At 44.6% G+C, this 20,163-nt stretch carries 19 protein-coding genes and 1 riboswitch; of the genes, 9 read left to right on the forward strand and 10 right to left on the reverse strand.

The features are described from left to right. Positions 1-68: 68 nt before the first annotated feature. From NLX82_RS07360 to NLX82_RS07380, 5 genes are all read left to right on the forward strand, one after another. Complete coding sequence (locus NLX82_RS07360; RefSeq protein ID WP_023987358.1) at positions 69-1,838, forward strand: acid phosphatase; 1,770 nt, start codon at positions 69-71, stop codon at positions 1,836-1,838. A gap of 269 nt (positions 1,839-2,107) precedes the next feature. Then, a complete protein-coding gene (locus NLX82_RS07365; RefSeq protein ID WP_023987359.1) occupies positions 2,108-3,514 on the forward strand; it encodes a sucrose-specific PTS transporter subunit IIBC in 1,407 nt (468 codons plus the stop codon). Between the two features lie 18 nt (positions 3,515-3,532). Continuing rightward, on the forward strand, positions 3,533-5,788 hold the full coding sequence (gene bglX / locus NLX82_RS07370) for a beta-glucosidase BglX (RefSeq protein ID WP_254347686.1): 2,256 nt from the start codon (positions 3,533-3,535) through the stop codon (positions 5,786-5,788). Then, positions 5,781-7,160 carry a glycoside hydrolase family 32 protein gene (locus NLX82_RS07375; RefSeq protein ID WP_254347687.1) on the forward strand — a complete coding sequence of 460 codons (1,380 nt, stop codon included), beginning with the start codon at positions 5,781-5,783 and terminating at the stop codon, positions 7,158-7,160. Before bglX ends, NLX82_RS07375 begins: the two co-directional genes overlap by 8 nt. 214 nt (positions 7,161-7,374) lie before the next feature. Beyond that, positions 7,375-8,208, forward strand: a complete 834-nt coding sequence (locus NLX82_RS07380) for a helix-turn-helix domain-containing protein (protein ID WP_023987362.1) — start codon at positions 7,375-7,377, stop codon at positions 8,206-8,208. A gap of 112 nt (positions 8,209-8,320) precedes the next feature. Here NLX82_RS07380 and queF read toward each other — a convergent pair whose 3' ends face one another. From queF to NLX82_RS07410, 6 genes are all read right to left on the reverse strand, one after another. Continuing rightward, on the reverse strand, positions 8,321-8,818 hold the full coding sequence (gene queF, locus NLX82_RS07385) for a preQ(1) synthase (RefSeq protein WP_013309106.1): 498 nt from the start codon (positions 8,816-8,818) through the stop codon (positions 8,321-8,323). Positions 8,819-9,170: 352 nt separating this feature from the next. Further along, positions 9,171-10,034, reverse strand: a complete 864-nt coding sequence (queE, locus tag NLX82_RS07390; RefSeq protein WP_254347688.1) for a 7-carboxy-7-deazaguanine synthase QueE — start codon at positions 10,032-10,034, stop codon at positions 9,171-9,173. Further along, complete coding sequence (queD, locus tag NLX82_RS07395; RefSeq protein ID WP_023987364.1) at positions 10,027-10,518, reverse strand: 6-carboxytetrahydropterin synthase QueD; 492 nt, start codon at positions 10,516-10,518, stop codon at positions 10,027-10,029. Before queD ends, queE begins: the two co-directional genes overlap by 8 nt. After that, positions 10,511-11,194: a 7-cyano-7-deazaguanine synthase QueC gene (gene queC, locus NLX82_RS07400; RefSeq protein WP_013309109.1), complete on the reverse strand. Its 684-nt coding sequence runs from the start codon at positions 11,192-11,194 to the stop codon at positions 10,511-10,513. Before queC ends, queD begins: the two co-directional genes overlap by 8 nt. A gap of 134 nt (positions 11,195-11,328) precedes the next feature. Beyond that, positions 11,329-11,372, reverse strand: a riboswitch (PreQ1 riboswitch). Between the two features lie 79 nt (positions 11,373-11,451). Then, positions 11,452-12,156, reverse strand: a complete 705-nt coding sequence (locus NLX82_RS07405; RefSeq protein WP_013309110.1) for an AIM24 family protein — start codon at positions 12,154-12,156, stop codon at positions 11,452-11,454. A 25-nt stretch (positions 12,157-12,181) separates the two neighbouring features. After that, positions 12,182-12,622, reverse strand: coding sequence for an SH3 domain-containing protein (locus tag NLX82_RS07410; protein WP_076157825.1), 441 nt, complete (start codon positions 12,620-12,622; stop codon positions 12,182-12,184). A 314-nt stretch (positions 12,623-12,936) separates the two neighbouring features. On the opposite strand from NLX82_RS07410, the gene NLX82_RS07415 reads away from it, so the two are divergent. The 3 genes from NLX82_RS07415 to NLX82_RS07425 all read left to right on the forward strand — a co-directional run bounded on the left by NLX82_RS07415 (position 12,937) and on the right by NLX82_RS07425 (position 15,138). Continuing rightward, positions 12,937-13,092, forward strand: coding sequence for a hypothetical protein (locus NLX82_RS07415; RefSeq protein WP_023987366.1), 156 nt, complete (start codon positions 12,937-12,939; stop codon positions 13,090-13,092). A 223-nt stretch (positions 13,093-13,315) separates the two neighbouring features. Further along, entirely contained in the window at positions 13,316-14,083 is a 768-nt protein-coding gene (locus tag NLX82_RS07420) for a hypothetical protein (protein ID WP_069081218.1), read from the forward strand. Between the two features lie 71 nt (positions 14,084-14,154). Continuing rightward, positions 14,155-15,138, forward strand: a complete 984-nt coding sequence (locus NLX82_RS07425) for a helix-turn-helix transcriptional regulator (protein ID WP_023987368.1) — start codon at positions 14,155-14,157, stop codon at positions 15,136-15,138. Between the two features lie 40 nt (positions 15,139-15,178). On the opposite strand, the gene NLX82_RS07430 is transcribed toward NLX82_RS07425, so the two are convergent. The 4 genes from NLX82_RS07430 to NLX82_RS07445 all read right to left on the reverse strand — a co-directional run bounded on the left by NLX82_RS07430 (position 15,179) and on the right by NLX82_RS07445 (position 19,100). Next, entirely contained in the window at positions 15,179-15,850 is a 672-nt protein-coding gene (locus tag NLX82_RS07430; RefSeq protein ID WP_023987369.1) for a 3'-5' exonuclease, read from the reverse strand. Between the two features lie 243 nt (positions 15,851-16,093). Beyond that, positions 16,094-17,995 carry a 5'-nucleotidase C-terminal domain-containing protein gene (locus tag NLX82_RS07435; protein ID WP_053324815.1) on the reverse strand — a complete coding sequence of 634 codons (1,902 nt, stop codon included), beginning with the start codon at positions 17,993-17,995 and terminating at the stop codon, positions 16,094-16,096. 194 nt (positions 17,996-18,189) lie between these two features. After that, on the reverse strand, positions 18,190-18,615 hold the full coding sequence (locus tag NLX82_RS07440; RefSeq protein ID WP_068938508.1) for an ImmA/IrrE family metallo-endopeptidase: 426 nt from the start codon (positions 18,613-18,615) through the stop codon (positions 18,190-18,192). Between the two features lie 11 nt (positions 18,616-18,626). After that, positions 18,627-19,100, reverse strand: coding sequence for a helix-turn-helix domain-containing protein (locus NLX82_RS07445; RefSeq protein WP_028543151.1), 474 nt, complete (start codon positions 19,098-19,100; stop codon positions 18,627-18,629). A 331-nt stretch (positions 19,101-19,431) separates the two neighbouring features. On the opposite strand from NLX82_RS07445, the gene NLX82_RS07450 reads away from it, so the two are divergent. Further along, positions 19,432-19,908: an ArpU family phage packaging/lysis transcriptional regulator gene (locus tag NLX82_RS07450; protein ID WP_013309118.1), complete on the forward strand. Its 477-nt coding sequence runs from the start codon at positions 19,432-19,434 to the stop codon at positions 19,906-19,908. Positions 19,909-20,163 lie beyond the last annotated feature (255 nt).

Genomic DNA, 20,163 nt, shown 5'->3' on the forward strand with positions numbered 1-20,163 from the left:
GTTATTTAGATAATAGCTCCGTAGAGAAAGTACGAAGAGCACAAGAGAAGAGAGGATCTGATTTGAGAATGAAATCGCTAAGGAAACCATTATCAGTTGCATTACTATCTTTACCATTACTTCTAGGTTCCCTGGGTGGAAGTTATGCGAGTGCGGCAACCCTACCAACAACGGTAACTCCAACAGAACCATCGTGGGGATATTTCGTAGATCATTATAAAAATAATAGTTCTGCCAATAAGACGGAAAGCTCTAATCCGACCCTCGGGTTGCTCTCCGAATTTAATAAGCTTTGGACTCCCGGCGCTACCTGGGATACAGGTACCAAGCTAAACAGCAGCGTGCTGGACGCTAATATTCAAAAAGTGATTGATATAGCTGCCCGGCGCACTTCCAGTGAGGCCGATGCGGCTTATTTGGATGATCGCAGAAACCAGAGCTACAGTGTGATCGACGGTCTGGGTTCGCTCACTGATGTATATCGAAAGAATGCAGGTGCCACGACAACGATCAACGACATTCCGGCAGATGCCCTGACTAAGAAATACGAAGATGAGGGAACGAATGCAGGGAGTACAAGCTCCAATCTCGGCAACATTGTAAATCTGGTAAATATCTTGCGCGGGGAATACTCTACGACGAATCCGGCTAAGTCTTACTTTAGCTATCCTCGCCCGTTTCGCTGGAGCGATAACTCAGTGGTTGTTCCGAGCCTTATTCCCGCTCTCAAAGCTGATGCTACTAGCGATGGCGGCTTTCCTAGCGGTCATACCAATGCTGCGTATCTCAGTTCTATTGCTATGGCCTACGCCGTGCCGGAGCGTTATCAGGAACTGCTGACGCGAGCTTCGGAGCTGGGCAATAACCGTGTTGTTGCTGGTATGCACTCCCCGCTTGATGTTATGGGAGGACGTGTCATGGCAACGGCGATGGCTGCTGCTATCCTGTCTGATCCGGCCAATAGCAGTTTGAAGAAAGCGGCTTATCAGGATGCTCGTAAACAACTGCTGTCTCAAAAAGGCACAGCTCCAGATCGATTCAGCAATTATGCCACAAACAAAAAAAATTATAATCAACGATTAACATACGGATTCAGTCAGGTTAATCCAACTACGACGCCAATGACAGTGCCTAAGGGAGCTGAGGTACTGTTGGAGACACGCTTGCCTTACCTGGATAGCACACAACGTCGTTGGGTTTTGGCTACTACAGGGATTCCTTCCGGCTATCCTGTACTTGATGATGCTGAGGGATGGGGACGATTGAACCTGTTTTCCGCCGCGGATGGCTACGGTGCTTTCACCAATAATGTTGCGGTAAATATGGACGCTTCCAAAGGCGGTTTCAATGCACTGGATCGCTGGCGCAACAATATCTCCGGCGTTGGAAAGCTGACTAAAAAGGGAACAGGTACGTTGAAGCTAATGGGCAACAATACGTATTCCGGCGGTACACAGATCGAACAAGGTACTCTGGAAGGAACTTCGGAAACGGCTTTCGGAAGTGGTGGAATTACGAATAACGGGGGAACTCTTCTTAAAAATGCTTCTGGAAAGCTGATTATTGGCGGAAATTACAGACAATCTGCCAAGGGAACACTTGAGCTTAACCTGCACAGTAAAAATGATGTGCTCAAAATGAAGGGAACAGCCATACTCAACGGAAAATTACGTCTGAATTTTTCTAACAAATATGTACCGGCCAATGGTGCTACGATCTTAACTTATGGTAAACGGAATGGAGCATTTTCTTCGATTGAAACAGTAGGTTTACCAAGCAATTATAAAGTGAAGGTTATCTATACAGCTGACAGTGCTCAGTTGAAAGTCACTAAGTAAAACGTAATTAACTCTCCATACAACAATTGAAGTGCACCTTTAAAATACATGGGGATAAACCAGAAGGTTATTCCAGTATGTATTCTAGGGTGCACTTTATTGTTTCATCATAATTAATCAAAAGTATAAAAAGGTCAAAATTTGACCTTAATGTAGTAAAATAATCCCGCTGTTTGAAAGCGCAGTCATGATATTCTTAAGAAGCATATTTGATCAAATTTTCAAATGATTCAGACTAACTAAGAGGAACAGAGGAAAGGAAGAGACTGATGAGTCTTGAAAAGGAATACGTTAAAATAGCCCAAGATGTCATTAAAGGGCTTGGCGGAGAAGACAATATTATTTCCATGGCACATTGTGCCACACGGCTGAGGCTGATTGTAAAAGATAGAGAAATTATTGATGATGAATTTATTGAGAATATTGATAAGGCCAAAGGCGTTTTCTTTACCTCTGGGCAATATCAAATTATTTTTGGAACCGGTACTGTAAATAAAGTATACGATGCCATGGTTGGTCAAAGCATATCTGCTACATCAAAAGCTGATTTGAAAGAAATGGCCTCCACCCAAGATGATAATCGGTTCAAAAGAATGATCCGAGTTTTCGGGGATGTATTTGTTCCGATTATGCCCGCATTGGTAGCTACAGGATTATTCATGGGAGTTAGAGGCTTAGTAACTCAGCCTGCACTGCTCCAGTTATTTGGACTTACGCCTGATCATATTTCTGCGAATTTCATATTGTTTACACAAATATTGACCGATACGGCTTTTGCATTTTTACCCGTGTTGGTATGTTGGTCGGCCTTCCGGGTGTTTGGTGGATCGCCGCTATTGGGGATTTTGATTGGATTAATGTTAGTGAGTCCTTCGTTGCCTACATCCTGGGATGTCGCCCAAAAAGTTCAGGAACCACTAGTGTTTTTCGGATTCATTAAAATTGCAGGCTATCAGGGCTCGGTTCTGCCTGCTTTCATAATAGGTGTCGTGGGGGCGATGCTGGAGAAGAAGATCAGGAAGTCAGTCCCCGATGCATTGGACTTAATTCTAACACCGTTTCTAACATTATTAATAACACTGGTACTGGGATTGTTCGTAATTGGTCCCATTTTTCACGAGGTGGAAGCTTTAATATTAATGGCTGTTACCGCCATTTTGAAATTACCATACGGCATCGGCGGATTTATTTACGGTGGCATCAATCAGATTATTGTAGTTACCGGACTACACCATGCCTTAAACCTGATTGAAATACAGATGTTAGTGGGCAATGGTTGGAATATGGTGAACCCGATCAGTTCGGCGTCGATTTGCGCACAAGCGGGTGCTGCGCTAGCTGTTGGTCTAAAATCCAAAAATGTAAAAACCAAATCCATTGCTTATCCTTCTACCTTGTCAGCGTTGTTGGGCATTACAGAACCCGCTATCTTTGGGGTGAACATTCGATATGGCAAACCGTTCATGATGGGCTTGATTGGAGGAGCGGTTGGTGGTTTCTTCGCACGTATATTTAATATTCAAGCAACGGGGATGTCGATTACAGCCCTACCTGGAATGTTATTGTACCTGAACAATCAGATATTTCTTTACATTTTAGTTTGTGTAATCGGCTTTGCTGTAGCATTTTCGCTAACGTGGATCTTTGGGTTTAAAGAAAAAACAGATAACAAATAAAATGATGTGGGGAGAATCATGGACAACAACACACTACTTAAGAAATTGGACAGCCTTTCAATAGAAGAGAAAATAGGCCAGCTCATCCAACTGACCGGTGATTTTTTTGAAGGGGATATAGACACTGTTGTGACAGGGCCTTTAAAAAAATTAGGGTTAAACGCCGGCTACAATATATATAACACAGGATCGATATTGAACATCACTAACCCAGAAAAAATTATCCAGTTGCAAACGGATTATTTGGAAAAATCGATTCATAAAATTCCGCTGCTGTTCATGGCAGATATTATCTATGGGTATCGAACTATCTTCCCGATTCCGATTGCACAAGCATGTAGTTGGAATTATGAGGGTATAGAACATGCGGGTTCGATTGCTGCCCAGGAATGTTACGACGAAGGTGTTCACGTGACCTTTTCCCCCATGGTAGATATCGTTAGAGATCCCCGTTGGGGGCGGGTGATGGAATCGCCCGGAGAGGATACCTTGCTAGCGAAGAAATACGCTGAAAGCATGGTTCAGGGGATACAGGGAAGAAACTTGGAAGGTATCATATCAGCCAATAAAATTGCCGCTTGCGTCAAGCATTTTGCCGCTTATGGGGCACCTGTCGCTGGACGTGAGTATAACACCGTGGATATGTCGGAGCATACGCTGCGAGAATATTATTTGCCAGGGTATCAAGCTGCAATCGAAGCGGGGGCAAAGCTTGTTATGACGGCCTTTAATACCTTGAACGGCGTCCCTGCGACAGGAAACGAGTGGCTTAACCGCGACGTGCTAAGACGAGAAATGAACTTTAATGGTGTGTTGATCTCGGATTACGCCGCTATAGAAGAACTGATCATGCACGGTTATGCTGAAGACGAGGCTTCAGCCGCAAGGATTTCGTTATTGGCTGGTGTTGATGTGGATATGAAGACAGCGATATATGCCAATCAATTGGAGAAAGTAGTATCGGATAACGAGCATATGCTGGAGCTTTTGAATGAGGCTGTATACCGTGTTTTAAAGCTAAAAAATGATTTGGGGCTTTTTGAGGACCCGTTCCGCGGATTACAGGAAACCGTTCAGCGGTCGAGAAACAGTATTCTGTCAGATGAACATAAAAAAGCCGCGCTGTCCTTGGCTGAAGAATCCGTAGTCTTGCTGAAAAATGAAAATCAACTACTGCCATTGTCTAAACATACCAAAGTAGCTTTAATCGGTCCTTACGCAGATGAAAACTCCACCCTGGGCATGTGGGCCATTAAGGGGGATGAGGCGGATACCGTCAATTTAAAAATGGGATTATTAAAGCATGTTGATCCCGACAATCTCTCGGTTTGCAAAGGGGCGCATATGCTCCCCGCTAATGCAAGAGAAGCCCTTGGCAAATATGCGGACAAGCTGGCTGCTGAAACAGTGGATGAAGAGGCCCTACTGCGCGAAGCGATCCGGAATGCTAACGAAGCGGATGTCATTGTCCTCGCCTTGGGAGAAAGTATTTATCAGAGCGGAGAAGGGGGATCGCGAACGAACCCGACGCTTCCTAAGCCGCAAATGAAACTGCTCCATGAATTAAGTTTACTGGGCAAAAAGATGGTTCTGATCGTTTATAGCGGAAGACCTTTGATTCTTACCGAAGTAGCCGGAAAAGTTGACGCTATTGTTCAAGCCTGGTATCCAGGAACGATGGGCGGAGAAGCACTGGCCAATATACTGTATGGGGAAGTCAATCCATCGGGGAAATTAGCCATGACCTTTCCACGAAGCGTTGGACAAATTCCGATATCCTACAATGAGTTGAATACAGGAAGACCAAATTTAAAGGAAAATGGTTCTTATCGGTTTGCATCCCGATATATTGATGAAGTGAATGAACCCTTGTATCCGTTTGGCTATGGTAAATCCTATACCTCATTTGAATACAGCCTATTAACAATTAGCCAAAAAGAAATGAAAAAAAATGAGTCAGTTGATATCTGTATTTCTGTCACCAACACTGGAATTTATGATGGAAAGGAAACGATCCAATTATATATTCGCGATAAATTTGCAAGTGTTGCAAGACCAGTGAAAGAATTAAAAGACTTTAAAAAAGTTTTTTTGCAAAGTGGCGAGACCCAAAATGTCGAATTTTCAATTCATGAAGAGATGCTTAAATTTTATGATCGTGAAATGCAATACAAAAGTGAACCCGGCGAATTTGATATTTATATCGGGTCAAGCTCGCAGGAAATTTTGCTGAGTTTTAGTTTTGTTTTTTTACCGGAGGATGAGCATGAATAAAAGCGACGCGTATAACCTGAAATATCATATTACTCCTCCTTACGGTTTGCTCAATGACCCTAATGGACTTGCCTATTTCAATCATCAATATCATGTGTTCTATCAGTGGAATCCAAAAGGAACGGAGCATAAAAATAAATGCTGGGGCCATGTTGTTTCTAGCGATCTGGTGCACTGGCAAAGGAAAAGTGTCGCGCTGGAGCCTTCAGAATGGTATGACAAAGATGGCATTTATTCGGGCGGAGGCATTGTTCATAATGAAAAGCTGTATCTATTTTATACAGGAAATGTAATCCGAGATGATGGAATAAAAGAAAGCTATCAATGCGCCGCGATTTCGGAGGATGGCGAGTATTTCCAAAAAATAGGTCCCTTGTTTGAGCACCCCAAAGGTTATACCCGACATGTTCGAGATCCGAAAGTATGGAGAGACCAACACGGGAACTGGTGGTTGATTGTTGGTGCTCAGAGAGAAGATTTGACTGGAGATACGCTTATCTACAAATCTAAAAATTTGTCCGAATGGGAATGCCAAGGATCATTTGTTGATCACGATCATCAATTTGGATATATGTGGGAATGTCCAGATGTACTTCATTTTGCCGAAAATGATGTTTTTGTTTTCTCTCCTCAGGGTTTACCGGAGAGAGGCGAATATTATAAAAATCCTAATCAATCGGGTTATATTGTTGGCAAATTATCGAATACAGGCAAATTCAACGGCAACCTTTCCGATTTTAAAGAGCTTGATCGAGGATTTGATTTTTACGCGCCACAATCATTTAAGGTTAATGACAGAACCATTATGTTCGGATGGATGAGCGCCATGAATGAGGAAGCGGAGAGAGCTGTTCCGACCATTCAGGAGGGCTGGATTCATGCATTGACACTTCCTAGAGAAGTGGTATTGATGAACGGTGTGTTGTACCAGAAACCATTGTCGGAATTACAATTGTTAAGACTGGATGACATGCATTACAAAGGGGAAATTCAAAATAACAGTGAGTGGTTACTGCCTTCTACACAAGCGGAGCTCATTGTTCATTTTTCCTTACTCACAGAAAACTTTAAAATGATCATTAGGGATGCTGTACAAATTGACTATGATTGGGAACAAAATAGTCTGACAGTTTGGAGAACAAACTGGTTGACTGGCGAGAGGGAGTACAGAAAAGCAACATTAAATAATAAGCTTGCAGAAATGCAAATATTCATTGAAAGCTCAAGTTTGGAACTATTTGTTAACGAGGGCGAAGAAGTGTTTTCCCTGCGTTATTTCATAGAAGATGCAGACCAACGCAATGTATTGCTTGAGGCAGGAGACAATGTAGGTGAAGTTAGAATGTATCAGTTGCAGGAATGTGTAGGGTAACATTTTTTGCTTGCCGAGTTGCAAGCAGGCTAAGGAAGGCTGTTCATTATCCCGTTTACGGGAAGAACTGCCTTCTTTTTTATTTTGGTCCGTTGAATAGATTCTGCTTGTCCGGGCATTTTACTATCGGTATAGTATGAGTATTAGTATAAGAGTTTATTGCTTAATATAGAATACAGATGGATTACTCATGGCTGGCTGATGAGGTGTGGTGATGAAAAAAATATATGAACATATCGAAATAGACAGAAAAAAAATGATTAACCTTTTTATGTTCCAATCCAGAGATACAGAAAGAGTCATTCCTATGCATTTTCACAGCAATATGGAGTTGATCTACTGTACAAGTGGAAGTCTAAAGGTGTGGCATGAAGGAAAAATAACTATTTTGATGGAAAAGGATGCGCTATTCATTAACAGCAATGTCCCGCATTCCACGCAGAGCATTACGGAGAACCAAGTCATTGTGCTGCAATTTCCAGACACTTTCTTTGCCAATGAACAAGTAATCATACAGTTAAACACGCAAGAGAAACAAGTTGAAGATACTATAATCTCTAAATTAAGAGGATTGTTTATGGATATATATGATCTACATATTTCCAAAAGCAAATACGACTACATTTTAGAGCAAAGCCGAATTATTGAACTGAAATATTTGCTTGTCAATCATTTTAGTCAGGCAACAGACATTCCACCGGAAGTATTTAGTGAAAAGCAACGAAAGATAAAGACAATCATGGACTTTATTAAAGAGCATTATACTGAAAATATTAGCCTGGCCAAAACGGCCCGTATCTGCGGTTATTCGGAGGCTTATTTGTCGCGAATGTTTCATGAATATACAGGCCAGACGTTTACCGAATACAAGCAAATTCTTTGTTTGGAGAAGGCGATCGATTTACTGGATTCAACCAATAAGTCACTTACAGAAATTTCTTACGAGGTGGGGTTTCCAAACGAGAAATCTTTCAGAAAAGCTTTTAGAGAAGTTATGGGTAAAACACCGTATGAATATAAAAAATCAAGATTTGATCTGGATGTGTAACGCCACGAGCATGCACAGCATCCTTTCAGTACAACCAAGGGGCTGTCCCTTGTCATTTGATGACTTTAGGACAACCCCTTGATATTTACGCTATGTCAGAAGAGTTATTAGCTTAACGGTTATCGATCTTTTCCGGGTACATATCATGGTTCATCATGCGGTGCTCCGCTATCTGTTCGTACTTCGTTCCTGGCTTGCCGTAGTTGGTGTACGGGTCGATAGAGATGCCGCCGCGTGGCGTGAATTTGCCCCATACTTCAATGTAGCGAGGGTCCATCAGCTTAATTAAGTCATTCATGATGATATTGACGCAGTCTTCATGGAAATCGCCGTGGTTACGGAAGCTGAACAGGTACAGCTTAAGGGACTTGCTTTCTACCATTTTAATATCAGGAATGTAGCTGATGTAGATGGTTGCAAAATCAGGCTGTCCTGTAATCGGGCACAGGCTGGTGAACTCCGGGCAATTGAACTTTACAAAATAATCCCGATACGGATGTTTATTATCAAAGCTTTCGAGAATGGCGGGATCATAGGCAAACGTGTATTGTGTGCCTTGATTGCCAAGCAGGGTAACGTCGGTCATTTCTTCGGGTGTTCTTCCGGTCATTGGATGGGGCTCCTTAAGTTTGGTTTGGTTTGGTAAACGAGATAGGGAGTTATGGTGGTGGGGAGGTCGCTCCGCGAATGATTTGATCTTCCGATCGTTATCGCTTCTCCAGCTTCAAATCCTCCGCTTCGCTACCGACCGCCGTCAACACCATAAAGTCCCTATCCGTTTACATATTGGTTGGGGCAGAAGTGAATAATGCTCGCTCCTATATGAAAGGAGCGTTATTTTGCGAGAAACCCCGCCCTTACGGACGAGGGTTTCTCTTTTGGATGTCGAGGGTGTACTTCGACTAATTTGGTGTATCTTGTGTATCACATACAGCTCATACGGAATATATTACATATAAGTGTTATACGCCGCGTTTATTGCCCCATACGAGCGTGTGGAGCTGCGGGAGTACTCTTACGTCGTTTAGTCGGGAATCGTCCATGACACGGTCGATAAGCCATTCATAACGATGGAGTAGGGACTCCGCAATCTGTCCGGTGTTCTCCATGTTCACATCTGGATTACCCGTCTGGAGGAACAGCGGTACGTGTGGATAGCGCTCGTGAACGATGCGGGCATAGGCAAGATCGGTGTCATCGAAGATGACGACCTTCAAGCTGCAAGCTCCGGTATAGAGCCGCGCAGATTCATTAGAGGGTTCCTTCAAGCCTGGTGCGGTTGGGACGTTGGACGTAGCTCGGGACTCACCCGCCATCTTCCGGTTCGACAGACGGGCGACGATATCATCCAGCACGTCCCAGTTGGTCGTCATACCAGAGCTGGGCGGCTTCGGGGATAGGGTTACCTCATCGATATCGTACAGCCATTCCTGCCAACGGGAGCCTTGTGTTTCGACAGCGGTGGCAATGCCTTGGCTGCGCAGCAGGGTAATTAGCTCCCCAAGCTGCGGTAGCAGGGCAGGATTGCCTCCAGAAAGAGTCACATGCGAAAACCGTTCGCCACCGATGGCCTTCAGCTCCTGCCAAATGTCAGTGGCACTCAGACGACGGATCTGGTCCTTGGCGCTGCCGTCCCAGGTAAAGGCGGAGTCGCACCACGAGCAATGGTAATCGCAGCCTGCGGTGCGAACAAACATCGTTTTACGACCAATGACCATACCTTCGCCCTGAACGGTAGGACCAAACACCTCTAGTACGGGAATAGGGGCTAGTTTGGTGCCGTGAGAGGCTGTCATGGGTTGGTGAGTCGTTACGGTATTACTCATCGAGCATCCACTCCCGTCGGAACTCGGCGTAGCTGGTAGGTGTCTCGAACAACCGTACAAACTCGGTACGTCCACCTGCGACACGGTTGCAGTATGCATCCGAGGTCAAGGCTGACTCCATTTGTTCAAAGATCCAGACGACCATATTTTCCGCCGTTGTATTCATTGGAGGAAGCGTCTCATTCAAGTAACGATGGTCCAGAAAAGGCTCAAGCCGCTCTTTCCAGATCGTTTTGATGTCACCAAAATCCAGCGTTAGACCCGTTTCGCCCGGTATACCGCTTATGCCAAACACGACGATATAGGTATGTCCGTGCAGATTTTTGCATTTGCCTTCGTAGCAGTGCAAATGATGTGCTGCATCGAATGTAAATTGTTTGCTGACTAGTACACGTTTGCGGTGATAACGCAGCTGAGAGTGCTCAATGTCTGTCCCGAACTGCTGGAGCTTATCGACAATGCGAAAGGTACCTGGCTCACGCATGACCTTCAACTCCTTGGGATGAAGCACCGCGCACCGCGAGATACTGCTCGAGTCCAGCACGGCGAAGTTTGCAAGCAGGGCATTCGCCACAGCCGTCGCCAATGACGCCGTTATAGCACGTTAGTGTACGTGTTCTTACAAATTCAAAAGCTTTCAGCTCATCGGCCATGTGCCAGGTTTCGGCCTTGTTCAACCACATGAGCGGGGTATGAATCACAAAGGGATAGTCCATCGAAAGGTTCAGTGTGACGTTCAGCGATTTGATAAAGGAATCCCGGCAATCGGGATAGCCGCTGAAATCCGTCTCACAAACGCCTGTAATCAAGTGGCGCGCTCCTTTTTGCTTGGCGAGAACTCCCGCGAAGCTCAGGAACAGTAGGTTGCGACCGTCTACAAAGGTGCTAGGCAGTTCGCCTTCCTGTTGAGTAATGTCAATGTCGGTGCGTGTGAGGGCATTAGGGGCTAGTTGATTAAGCAGGCTCATATCCAGTACCGTTTGCGGAACACCCAGCTCGCGGGCAATTCCAGCGGCTACTTCGATTTCCTGCTTGTGGCGTTGACCGTAATCGAACGTCACGGTTTCTACTTCAGCAAAATGTTTTTTTGCCCAGAATAAACAGGTTGTGCTGTCTTGGCCGCCGCTGAATACGACGACTGCTTTTTCGTTTGCAAACATAAAAAAACCTCTCGATCTTCTTGGAATGGTGCAAGACATGGAGTCTTGTCACTTGGAAGAAGGAGAGTTCTTGAACCGACTTCAACAAAAAACAGGCCTTGCCCCGCGAATTCATTTTTCTTGCGGAGGACAAAGCATCGTTAGTTTTTTATAGAGGGAGTTCGCGAACCTCTCCCATGCATGACGCATGGATTTTCTCCATTAGTATCTGCCATGAGGACAGACGGCTATAGCATTGTCATTATAGCATGGCAGGGCTATTTGATAAACACTCCACCAAATGGAATGACTTCCCGTAAAAATCGCTTGATCACGCCATCGTCGTTCATATCCTGTTGAAGCCGCCGATGATGTTCCCCAGCATGAAATAGTACGGTACCCTGTCCGGTCATTTTAAAATGATAGTTCATATGCTGGCTGGCCAGATGGTTGCCGTACACGGTCAACTCTAGTTTAGCGTTTTCGGGATAGGCAATGACGCTGCTTGCATCCACATATATCGGCTCTGTGGGATGAAGCTGTTCTTGACATACCAATCCCTGCGTCAAAAGACCGATTTGACCAACACCATCGAATTTCATTTTTATAACATCGCGGCTAAACAACATGTTTTTCATGCTTAGCAGCTTGGTACGCATTTGGATACCGGAGCTGTACCAGAACAGGTTGCGAAAATCGTATAACAGATCATCGCTCCCTTCAAGCTTAATCATTTTTAGACTAAAGCCAGGCGGAAGTGCGGCAATTAGGCGACAAGCTCCTGTGAAATCGGCTTGAATCAGTTTGTGTTTGCGATACATGCCCTTAATATTCATCAGTTTATCACTACGGCCTGAGCTGGGTCCGCGGTATGCGATGATTTGCTGCGGATGCAGAACGTGCAGCTTTTCTCCTTCCGCCAGATCGAGCGTTACGACCGAACCGACGCTTTCATCATGGTGTTGTCCTGCTTGTATGTCCATTCAGACCTTTCATCCTTTCAGGCAGTTAGTATCTTCCCGAACGTCGACGCATCCCGTAACGCAACAGTCGGATACCGATAAAATAACCGGCCAGCAGAATTATAGCTGTGATGATGAGCATTTTATTTCGGTGTGAAGCCTGATCGCGCTGGGTTTGAAGATTTTTTAATTCTGTGACAGTGTCAGTCAGCTTGCGGTTTTGCTCCAGTAATTGAGCGTTTTGCTCTTGATAGGCTTCTAAGCTGTTACGGGCCTTCTTCAGATCCTCCTGTGTTTGTCGGTAGCTTTCCTTGAGCTGATACACATCACCGGGCAACCGCGAAAATTGCTCGAAGCCTTGGTACACATCATCCCAATAAGCAGCATGTACTTCGGGTACACGAGTTATCCCAAAAATAAACAAAAGTGCTATAGCAGCGCAGACAATGCGGCGGTACAAAGCAAAACGACAAGTTGGTCGTGCCAAGAGATGTTCCCCCTTTTGATAAACCAAGATGTTAGATGATATAGATCATTACCCATATGACATGGTTACGTATAATATAACGATTCGGATGCAGATTTTAGAATAAACGGACGATAAATATGAAGAAAATGTCCTCAAAAAAAGTCGATATATTAGTTTAAGTGTACCTTAAAACGGGTATATCAAGGAAGCGGCAACATTCCGGCATTTTTCCCAGCATACGAGTAAAGAACGATCCGCACCTGATCAGGGGCTTAAGTTGAATAAATGAACTGAAATATATTAAAAATTGATATAAAAGGAGATTTTGCAAGATGAATGAGAGAGAACAAAACTATAAAACTTTAAAAATCACTGTAAATGGAAAGCCGTTATCAAAGGATCTCGTTGTAGATAGCACTACTTTTGCTCCTATATCTGATATTTGCACAAAAACGAAAGTTTCTTTAACAGAAACTACAATCTCATAAGTATAAATATAGAAGTAGACTATAATATAGCCCGGCATATGCCGGGCTATTTTTGCGCATTTATGTAATTAAAATGGTTTAAAATGTTATTTACCAAACTAGGTCCCCCTTCATAAAGATTCCCATGTATAATTTTCACAATCAAACATACGTTCCCTGACAATATAGTGTCAGATAACACTGTTAATTTAGAGTTACATGTTCTTTTAGGGGGAATTTACCAGTGGTGAAGTCAATGCTCAATGTAACGTGCACATGGGACAAAGAGTCTATATCTGCGAATGGGTCCAAACAAGTAAATCTACTGATAGAATGGGGCTATGGAGCTATACGTAAAAGAAAAGGAAATCTAATACCGAAAGCAGCGGGATGTGACCTTCAACTCCAGTTCATTCCAGAAAACGGGGTAAGCCTATTAAAAGCTGAAGGGGTGAGGCTCGGTTTTAAACGCTCAGAAAACGGAGATAGCATGTTTGTTCACTGTGGTGATGTACGGCGGGGAAAATATAGACAGGCTATTTTAACGTTTTCTATACCGGCTCACTCGTCCGGAAGACATACGATTGGAATGATGGAGTGGAGCTGGCGCAAGCCATCGCAGGAAAAGCGAACGCTGATCCGGACAGACCAGCTCTATATCCATTTCACGCATCATCTTGGTCTGCTGAGCATTCCATCCAACCCGAAGGTGGAAAAATACATAAAGCTGAATGAGACGTCCCCTATTGTAAAAAAAGCATTGCGTATGTACGAGAAAGGGGAATATGAGCGAGGGGCGTTCATCCTTACCAGACAAGCAGATGAATTACTTATACTTGCAGCAAGAAGCGATGACATGGACTACCTGCAGGAAGCCGAGTTAATTCTGGCCATACGCAATAAATGGAGTGGTACTTTTGTCTCATTCACAGCGTATAGTTCTAAGGTCATTTTTAATAAAGCAATATCGGTAGGAGATGTTCATTTTACTGAAAATGATATTTTAAGATAGGCAATTATGCTAGTTTATTTGTGTAATATAGTGAGTCTAATTTACTATCTTTTTGTAAAGGAGAGACTTCCTTGACTGATCGGTTGATACGTTTAATGCGGATTATTACTATTGTTCAGGCAAATCCGGGGATATTGGCAAGAGAGCTTGCCGAACGTTGTGAAACATCAGAACGTACTATATACCGGGATATGGAGGCGTTAAGCGCTATGCATATTCCGATTACGAATATGGGGCATGGCAAAGGGTACATTTTTATAAGTAATTTTGCTTTGTATCCTCTGAATTGGACGGAAGAAGAGGTAGAGGCTTTTACCAAGCTGGGAGAGATTATGGAAACGGTAAAGCCTCTTTTACCGCCAGCTTTTGAAAGTGCTTATGAGAAAGTGATGGCCTCTAGTCAGAAAAAAAAGATGGACCAGACGAGCTTCGCGCAGGAAATGAAAAATATCATCCGGCTCGGCTCGACACTTGATCGGGAAAACCAGCCCTATCTGCTCAGGCTGATTGTTTTGGCGAGTCTTACGCAGCAGACGATTGAAGCGGAATACAGCTCGCCTCAAAATGAAAATGTATCCCTAGTTCAGGTAGATCCTTATTGTTTGGTTCCGCAGGATCGGCGATTCTATATGCTTGGTTTTTGTCACAAGCACTCCGCTATGAGAACCTTTCGGATCAGCCGCTTTCGGAACATGAGAATTTTGCCGTATACGTTTCAAAAAAATACAACTGAAATGGAAATGTTTTTTAAAGGGACCTGGTCGGTGACCAAAGGAAATCAGAATATCCGGTTTGTGGTACGTTTTTCTGCCGAGTCTGTATATCGGGTCAAAGAAGAGGAGCTGTTCATCAAGCCTTTTCTTAAGGATTTGCCGGATGGAAGTTTGTTGTTTGAGGTGACGGTCAATCATGACCGTGAATTTTTGGATTGGCTCACTTCCTATGGAGCTGAGGCCGAGATCCTGGAGCCTTTACGGTACCGCAAACGAATGCAAGAAATGCTGCGGACCTGGGGGGCATTCTATTTCGATAAAAAGGCAGGAAATCAAGAATAACAGGGGGAGATCCCCCGGAACGGGCCGGGGAGCTATCCGTTTAACGGTCTTTAAACAGGTTGGCGAGATTGCCAAAAGGACTGTACTGCTCCTGTTCTTCTTCTGGTGAGGAGTAGACGAGCTTCGAGCCGCGGCTTTCCTCATCGTCAGCAGCATTATGAACTAATGTAATACGATCAAAATGGTACATGAAAACCTGTGCGGTGTTCACGGCATCATCCAGTGCCCGGTGTTGTTGACCGTCAAAGTCAATGTTGCACAATTCCAGCGCCTGAGACAGGCTCAACTGACGGTACTTTCCATTGGAGCTAAACAGACGGGAAATCTGCTTCTGTATATCATTTGTATTATGAATCCATCCGAGATCTACATGATGGGTACGACAATGGGATACCAGCTTCTGACGGTCATCCGGGCCCCATGCGCATAAATAATAAGGGGAATCCGTACCGAGCCAGGCTATGAATTGCTTCACAGCTTCAGGGAATAGTGGGGCGGCATCAATGTCTCGTTGAGTAATACCCGTGAACTGAACGGTATCTGTAGAGAGTACAGGCCGATTCGAGGGTCTTACAAAACTGTGAAACGTATCCGCAACGTATAGGCCATCGTCTCCCTGAACAACTTTGACGGCACCGATATCAATGATTTCGGAGGAATATCTGGCGTTACGGCTAACAGTAAATTCAAGATCGTAAATAATGTATTGCATTTCTGGACTCCTTCCACACATATAACTGATCCCGATGGGTATCGGGACGAATGTTCTCTGCCCGAATGACTCTTCTCCATCATACCTCTCGGTTCACAACTTGTCAGCGGTTAAAAGGTTTGCTTTTAAAAAAAATATGCGATGTCCAAATGAGCTTGGACTATCGCATATCTAAAAACGCCTGACATACAGCAGCATCCGAAACCACTAGGATTCCGGACGCTGTTTTTGCTAGCTATTGAATTAGGCCGGGAGGTCTAACTTTTGTCCCGGATAAATGCGGTGAGGATTCTTCAACTTATTCAACTGCTGAAGCTGTTGCCAGGTGGTACCATGTTTGCGGGAAATGTCATACAGCGTATCCCCGGATTTCACAACATATACATGGCTATTTGTAACTTGTGCAGAAGCGGATGTCTGCTGTGGCTTGGCTGTTTGAGACTTTGCCGGTGCCGGTTTTGCGGGTGCTGGTTTCGCAGCCGGTGTAGGTACGGATTGCGGCTTTTCCTGCACAGGTGCGGGTGTTGCCGTTGAAGCAGATGGCGCAGCTTGTGTGGCAGGGACAGAAGTTTTACCATCAGCCTTGGCTTCTTGAATGCGACCGTCCGCTTGTACTTGCAGGCTAGCGGAGCCCACCTTTTGCATGTAGCGAATTAACGCTTCGTCAAGCGAGCCGAACATACCTGCCTGTGGATATTTAGCGAACATCGTATATTGGTCACCACCTACGGCAGTAAAATCATTGGTGGCCAGTGTGTATGTTGCCTCAGGATCAAGTGTCTTTCCGCCGATCAGGATAGAATGAACACGGCTCCCTTTGGCTGCTGATGTGTCTATTTTGAACGAGATACCTGATACCTGTGGGAAACCTCCGCTTGGCTCTGGATAGGAGGCTGTACCATTTTCCAGTGCGGCCTGAATGTCAGAACCCTTCACTTTCAGGGTAACGATCTGGTTGCCGAAGGGCAGCACAGTGATGATGTCTCCCTTGGTTACTGTCCCCGTCTTGATGGAAGCCCGGATGCCGCCACCATTCGTTAAAGCCACGTCTGCTCCTGAAACATCACGCATAGCATCGGTGAGCAGGTCACCGAGATTGGTTTCACTTGCACGTACCTTTTCGCGTGCTCCTTCCAGATCCACACTCGTTTGCGTTACAACCTCTTTAAGAATAGGTTCCTGGTCCTTTTGAATGGAGGCGATCAATGCAGCAATCTCAGCGTCGGGCTGAACGTCGACTGCTTGAGTCGAATCAATCAGCTTGGCTTGCTTTTGTGTAACCTTACCGCCGTCGACCCATAAGTCCACAACACCCAGATACTTGGTGTATTCACCTGCGCTAGCGATCAATGTACCATTGTCACTAATCAAGCCTTTTTCCAGAACGGTATGGCTGTGTCCATCGATGAAAATATCAATGCCAGGCACTTCCTTAACTACCTTAAGGCTGGTGTCCTTACTAGACGCATCCTGCCCCAGGTGACCAAGAACAACAACGACATCTACTTTGCTGCGGATTTCATCAACAGCCGCTTTGGCCTCAGCCGCAGGGTCGGTGAATTGAATACCCTCAACATTTTTGGGATTAGTCTTATATGCTGTTTCTGGCGTAGTCAAACCGATAATACCGATTTTAACGCCGTCCACTTCTTTAATAACATAGGGTTTGAACAAACGTGTTCCGTCTGTTTGTTTAATATTGGCGCTGAGCACAGGGAACTGAATCTCCTTACTTAGCTCAACAAGATGCTTCCAACCATAATTAAACTCGTGGTTACCCGGAACCATAGCATCATAACGCAGCTTGTTAATCACTTTCACAATGCTCTCGCCGTTAACCAAAGTAGCGAAGGTCGTTCCATGAACGGTATCCCCGTCATCTAGCAGCAGTGTATTGGGATTGGAAGCCCGATACTGATCAATGATACCCGCCAGCTTGGCGAATCCCATTTCCTTGTCGTTCGCGACCACGTGGGCATGGGTATCGTTCGTATGTAGGATGGTGATGTGTTTACCGCTGACTGGAGCCGTTGCCGTTCCCGCTGTTCCCACATTGGTTGCTGGGTCTGCTGCTGCTGTACCGAGACAACCAAGTAGAAGCGCGGCAGTCGTCAGGATCGACGAGAGTTTTTTCCATGAGTTCATGTTGTTCCTTCAACCTCCCATAAAATGAATGAATTAGAGAAACCGCTTACGACCACATTTTATCAGATGATTGTAAAAATAACTTCTATTTTATATCAAAGCACTAAAATTTTTTGAGATATCGGTTGTTAAATCCATCGTCTAGTTACCTATATTGTAGAGGAAGTAATAAACAGCAACTTATAGAATAGGAACTAATGTTCTGTTTTGTAGTCAAAAAAAAGGGCAGTCTCTTTGGGCAGCCCGATCCGGGGTAAATAGTGATCCAACGTTTCGTCAGCTAGTGGCGGTTTTCCTTCACTGAGCAAAAGCACGGCAAACCGATTGGCCTGCTGTTCAAATTTTCCTGGAGAAAAGTAGGAGTGCTCCTCCATAAAAAAGCGGCTAATGCCTTTATGCAGTCGGTCATGTCCCAATTCATGCGCACAGACGAACCGTTCCCATTCGGGTGGGAGGCCATTGTGGATAACGATAAATCTTCTACGCAGCTTGTGGTAATACAGCCCTTTGGTTGTGGGGCCTAGATCGCAGTATCGGATATGAATACCCAAAGCTTTCGCAATATCGAAGGGGCAGTTGGTACGGTATTTTCGGACAAGTTTGTGAATGAGTTCGTTCATACGCTCACCTACTATCCCTGATCTTTGCCCGCTTGGGGCTCTTTGGGCTTTTTATGTTTGTTCATCTGCTTGGCTTCCCAGAACAGACCTGTCAGCACGTCCTTGATCCGTTGACGGTCTTTTTCATCCAGCGGAATGCCATCGAACATTAATTCGTCGTCTTCCTCCAGCATTTTTTTAAAATCCCGGCGGTCTTTGGAGGTTGCCCATTCCGGCACAGTAGAACGATAAAGTTCATGTGGATTTTGCTCCATTGAATCATCATCTCCCCAATATCCGGCGGCCTTCATCATTTCGGTATAGGATACGCTAAGCGCGTCCGCTATTTTGCGGAGAGTGGAGGGTTTGGGGATTCCGCGCAGTCCATTTTCAATGCGGGAAATTTGTGAATTGCTTATACCTGCAGCATCTGCCAACTGGTTGATGCTCCATTGCTTGTGCTCACGCTGCTGTTTTAAGTAAGTTCCGAATGCTGGCTGTTCCACAATGGGGGCTCCTTTCTGCAAGAGAATCATAGATACTAGTTTTATTATACCATTAGGTAAATAGTAAAAGCACGTAATATGCCAAAAGGCATAGGAAAATAAAGCGAATATCCTGTTTTTAGAGCTATACTGCTTTTTTTGACGATGGATACCTATCCTAAATAATGTTATGTTATACTCAAGATACGAACAAAAGGGGAACACAATGTAAACACGAACGTTTTTCTATTTCAGGATTTGCAAAATTCGATACCAGTTGCTCCGAAGTGCAAAATCCTCATTTAAAAATACATCATTGTCAAAAGGCATAAGATAAGGAGTGTTGCTTTACATGAGAAATAACTTACCCGAATTGGACCGTCGCAAAACGCAGAATGCATTGGAGGGTGTGTTTGAGAAATACCGAATTTATAAAACGATTACTTTTATGGATCGGGAGAGCTTTATTACGGCTGGCTATACGGATCGCCCGAACGGCCCAACGAATGTGACAAGCGATCCAACGGCCCGGACAGCCGTATATAATGTAGATGCTCCTGCCGCCCGCTTGGCCTACTGCGAAATGGTGGATGCCGTAGTGAGTCGCTTGAATGAACGCGAACAGCTGCTCATCCGTGAACGTTATTTAAAGGATGACGATGTGTTTGATTACAAGGTTTACAATTACGTACTGGACCCTCCGGTCAGCAAGGATACGTACACGAAGCTTCGTACGCGTGCTTTTTACAAAATGGCGCTTGCACTGGCGGACCAAGGCGTTTTAAATTTGGCAGGCTTGCAGAAGGGCGCGGATCGAAAACTGGGTTAATGTAATAATTATCCACTTGTTCTCATTTCTATTTTAAAATGGTTTCCTAAAAGGCCTTGATTTCCTGTAATAACAGGGATCAAGGCCTTTTTTTATAATAGGAACACATGTTCTCTAAAAACCTCCCAACATCATCCCTAGTCTCTGCTTTTATCGTCCATTTCCCCGGCAACGCATTCGTTATTAGGGTGTAAGATTATATCATCGGGAATCAAGACAAGAGGACATACCGAAGACACACACAGTCAAACGTTA

The organism is Paenibacillus sp. A3M_27_13, assembly GCF_024213315.1.
GTDB lineage: Bacteria > Bacillota > Bacilli > Paenibacillales > Paenibacillaceae > Paenibacillus > Paenibacillus polymyxa_B.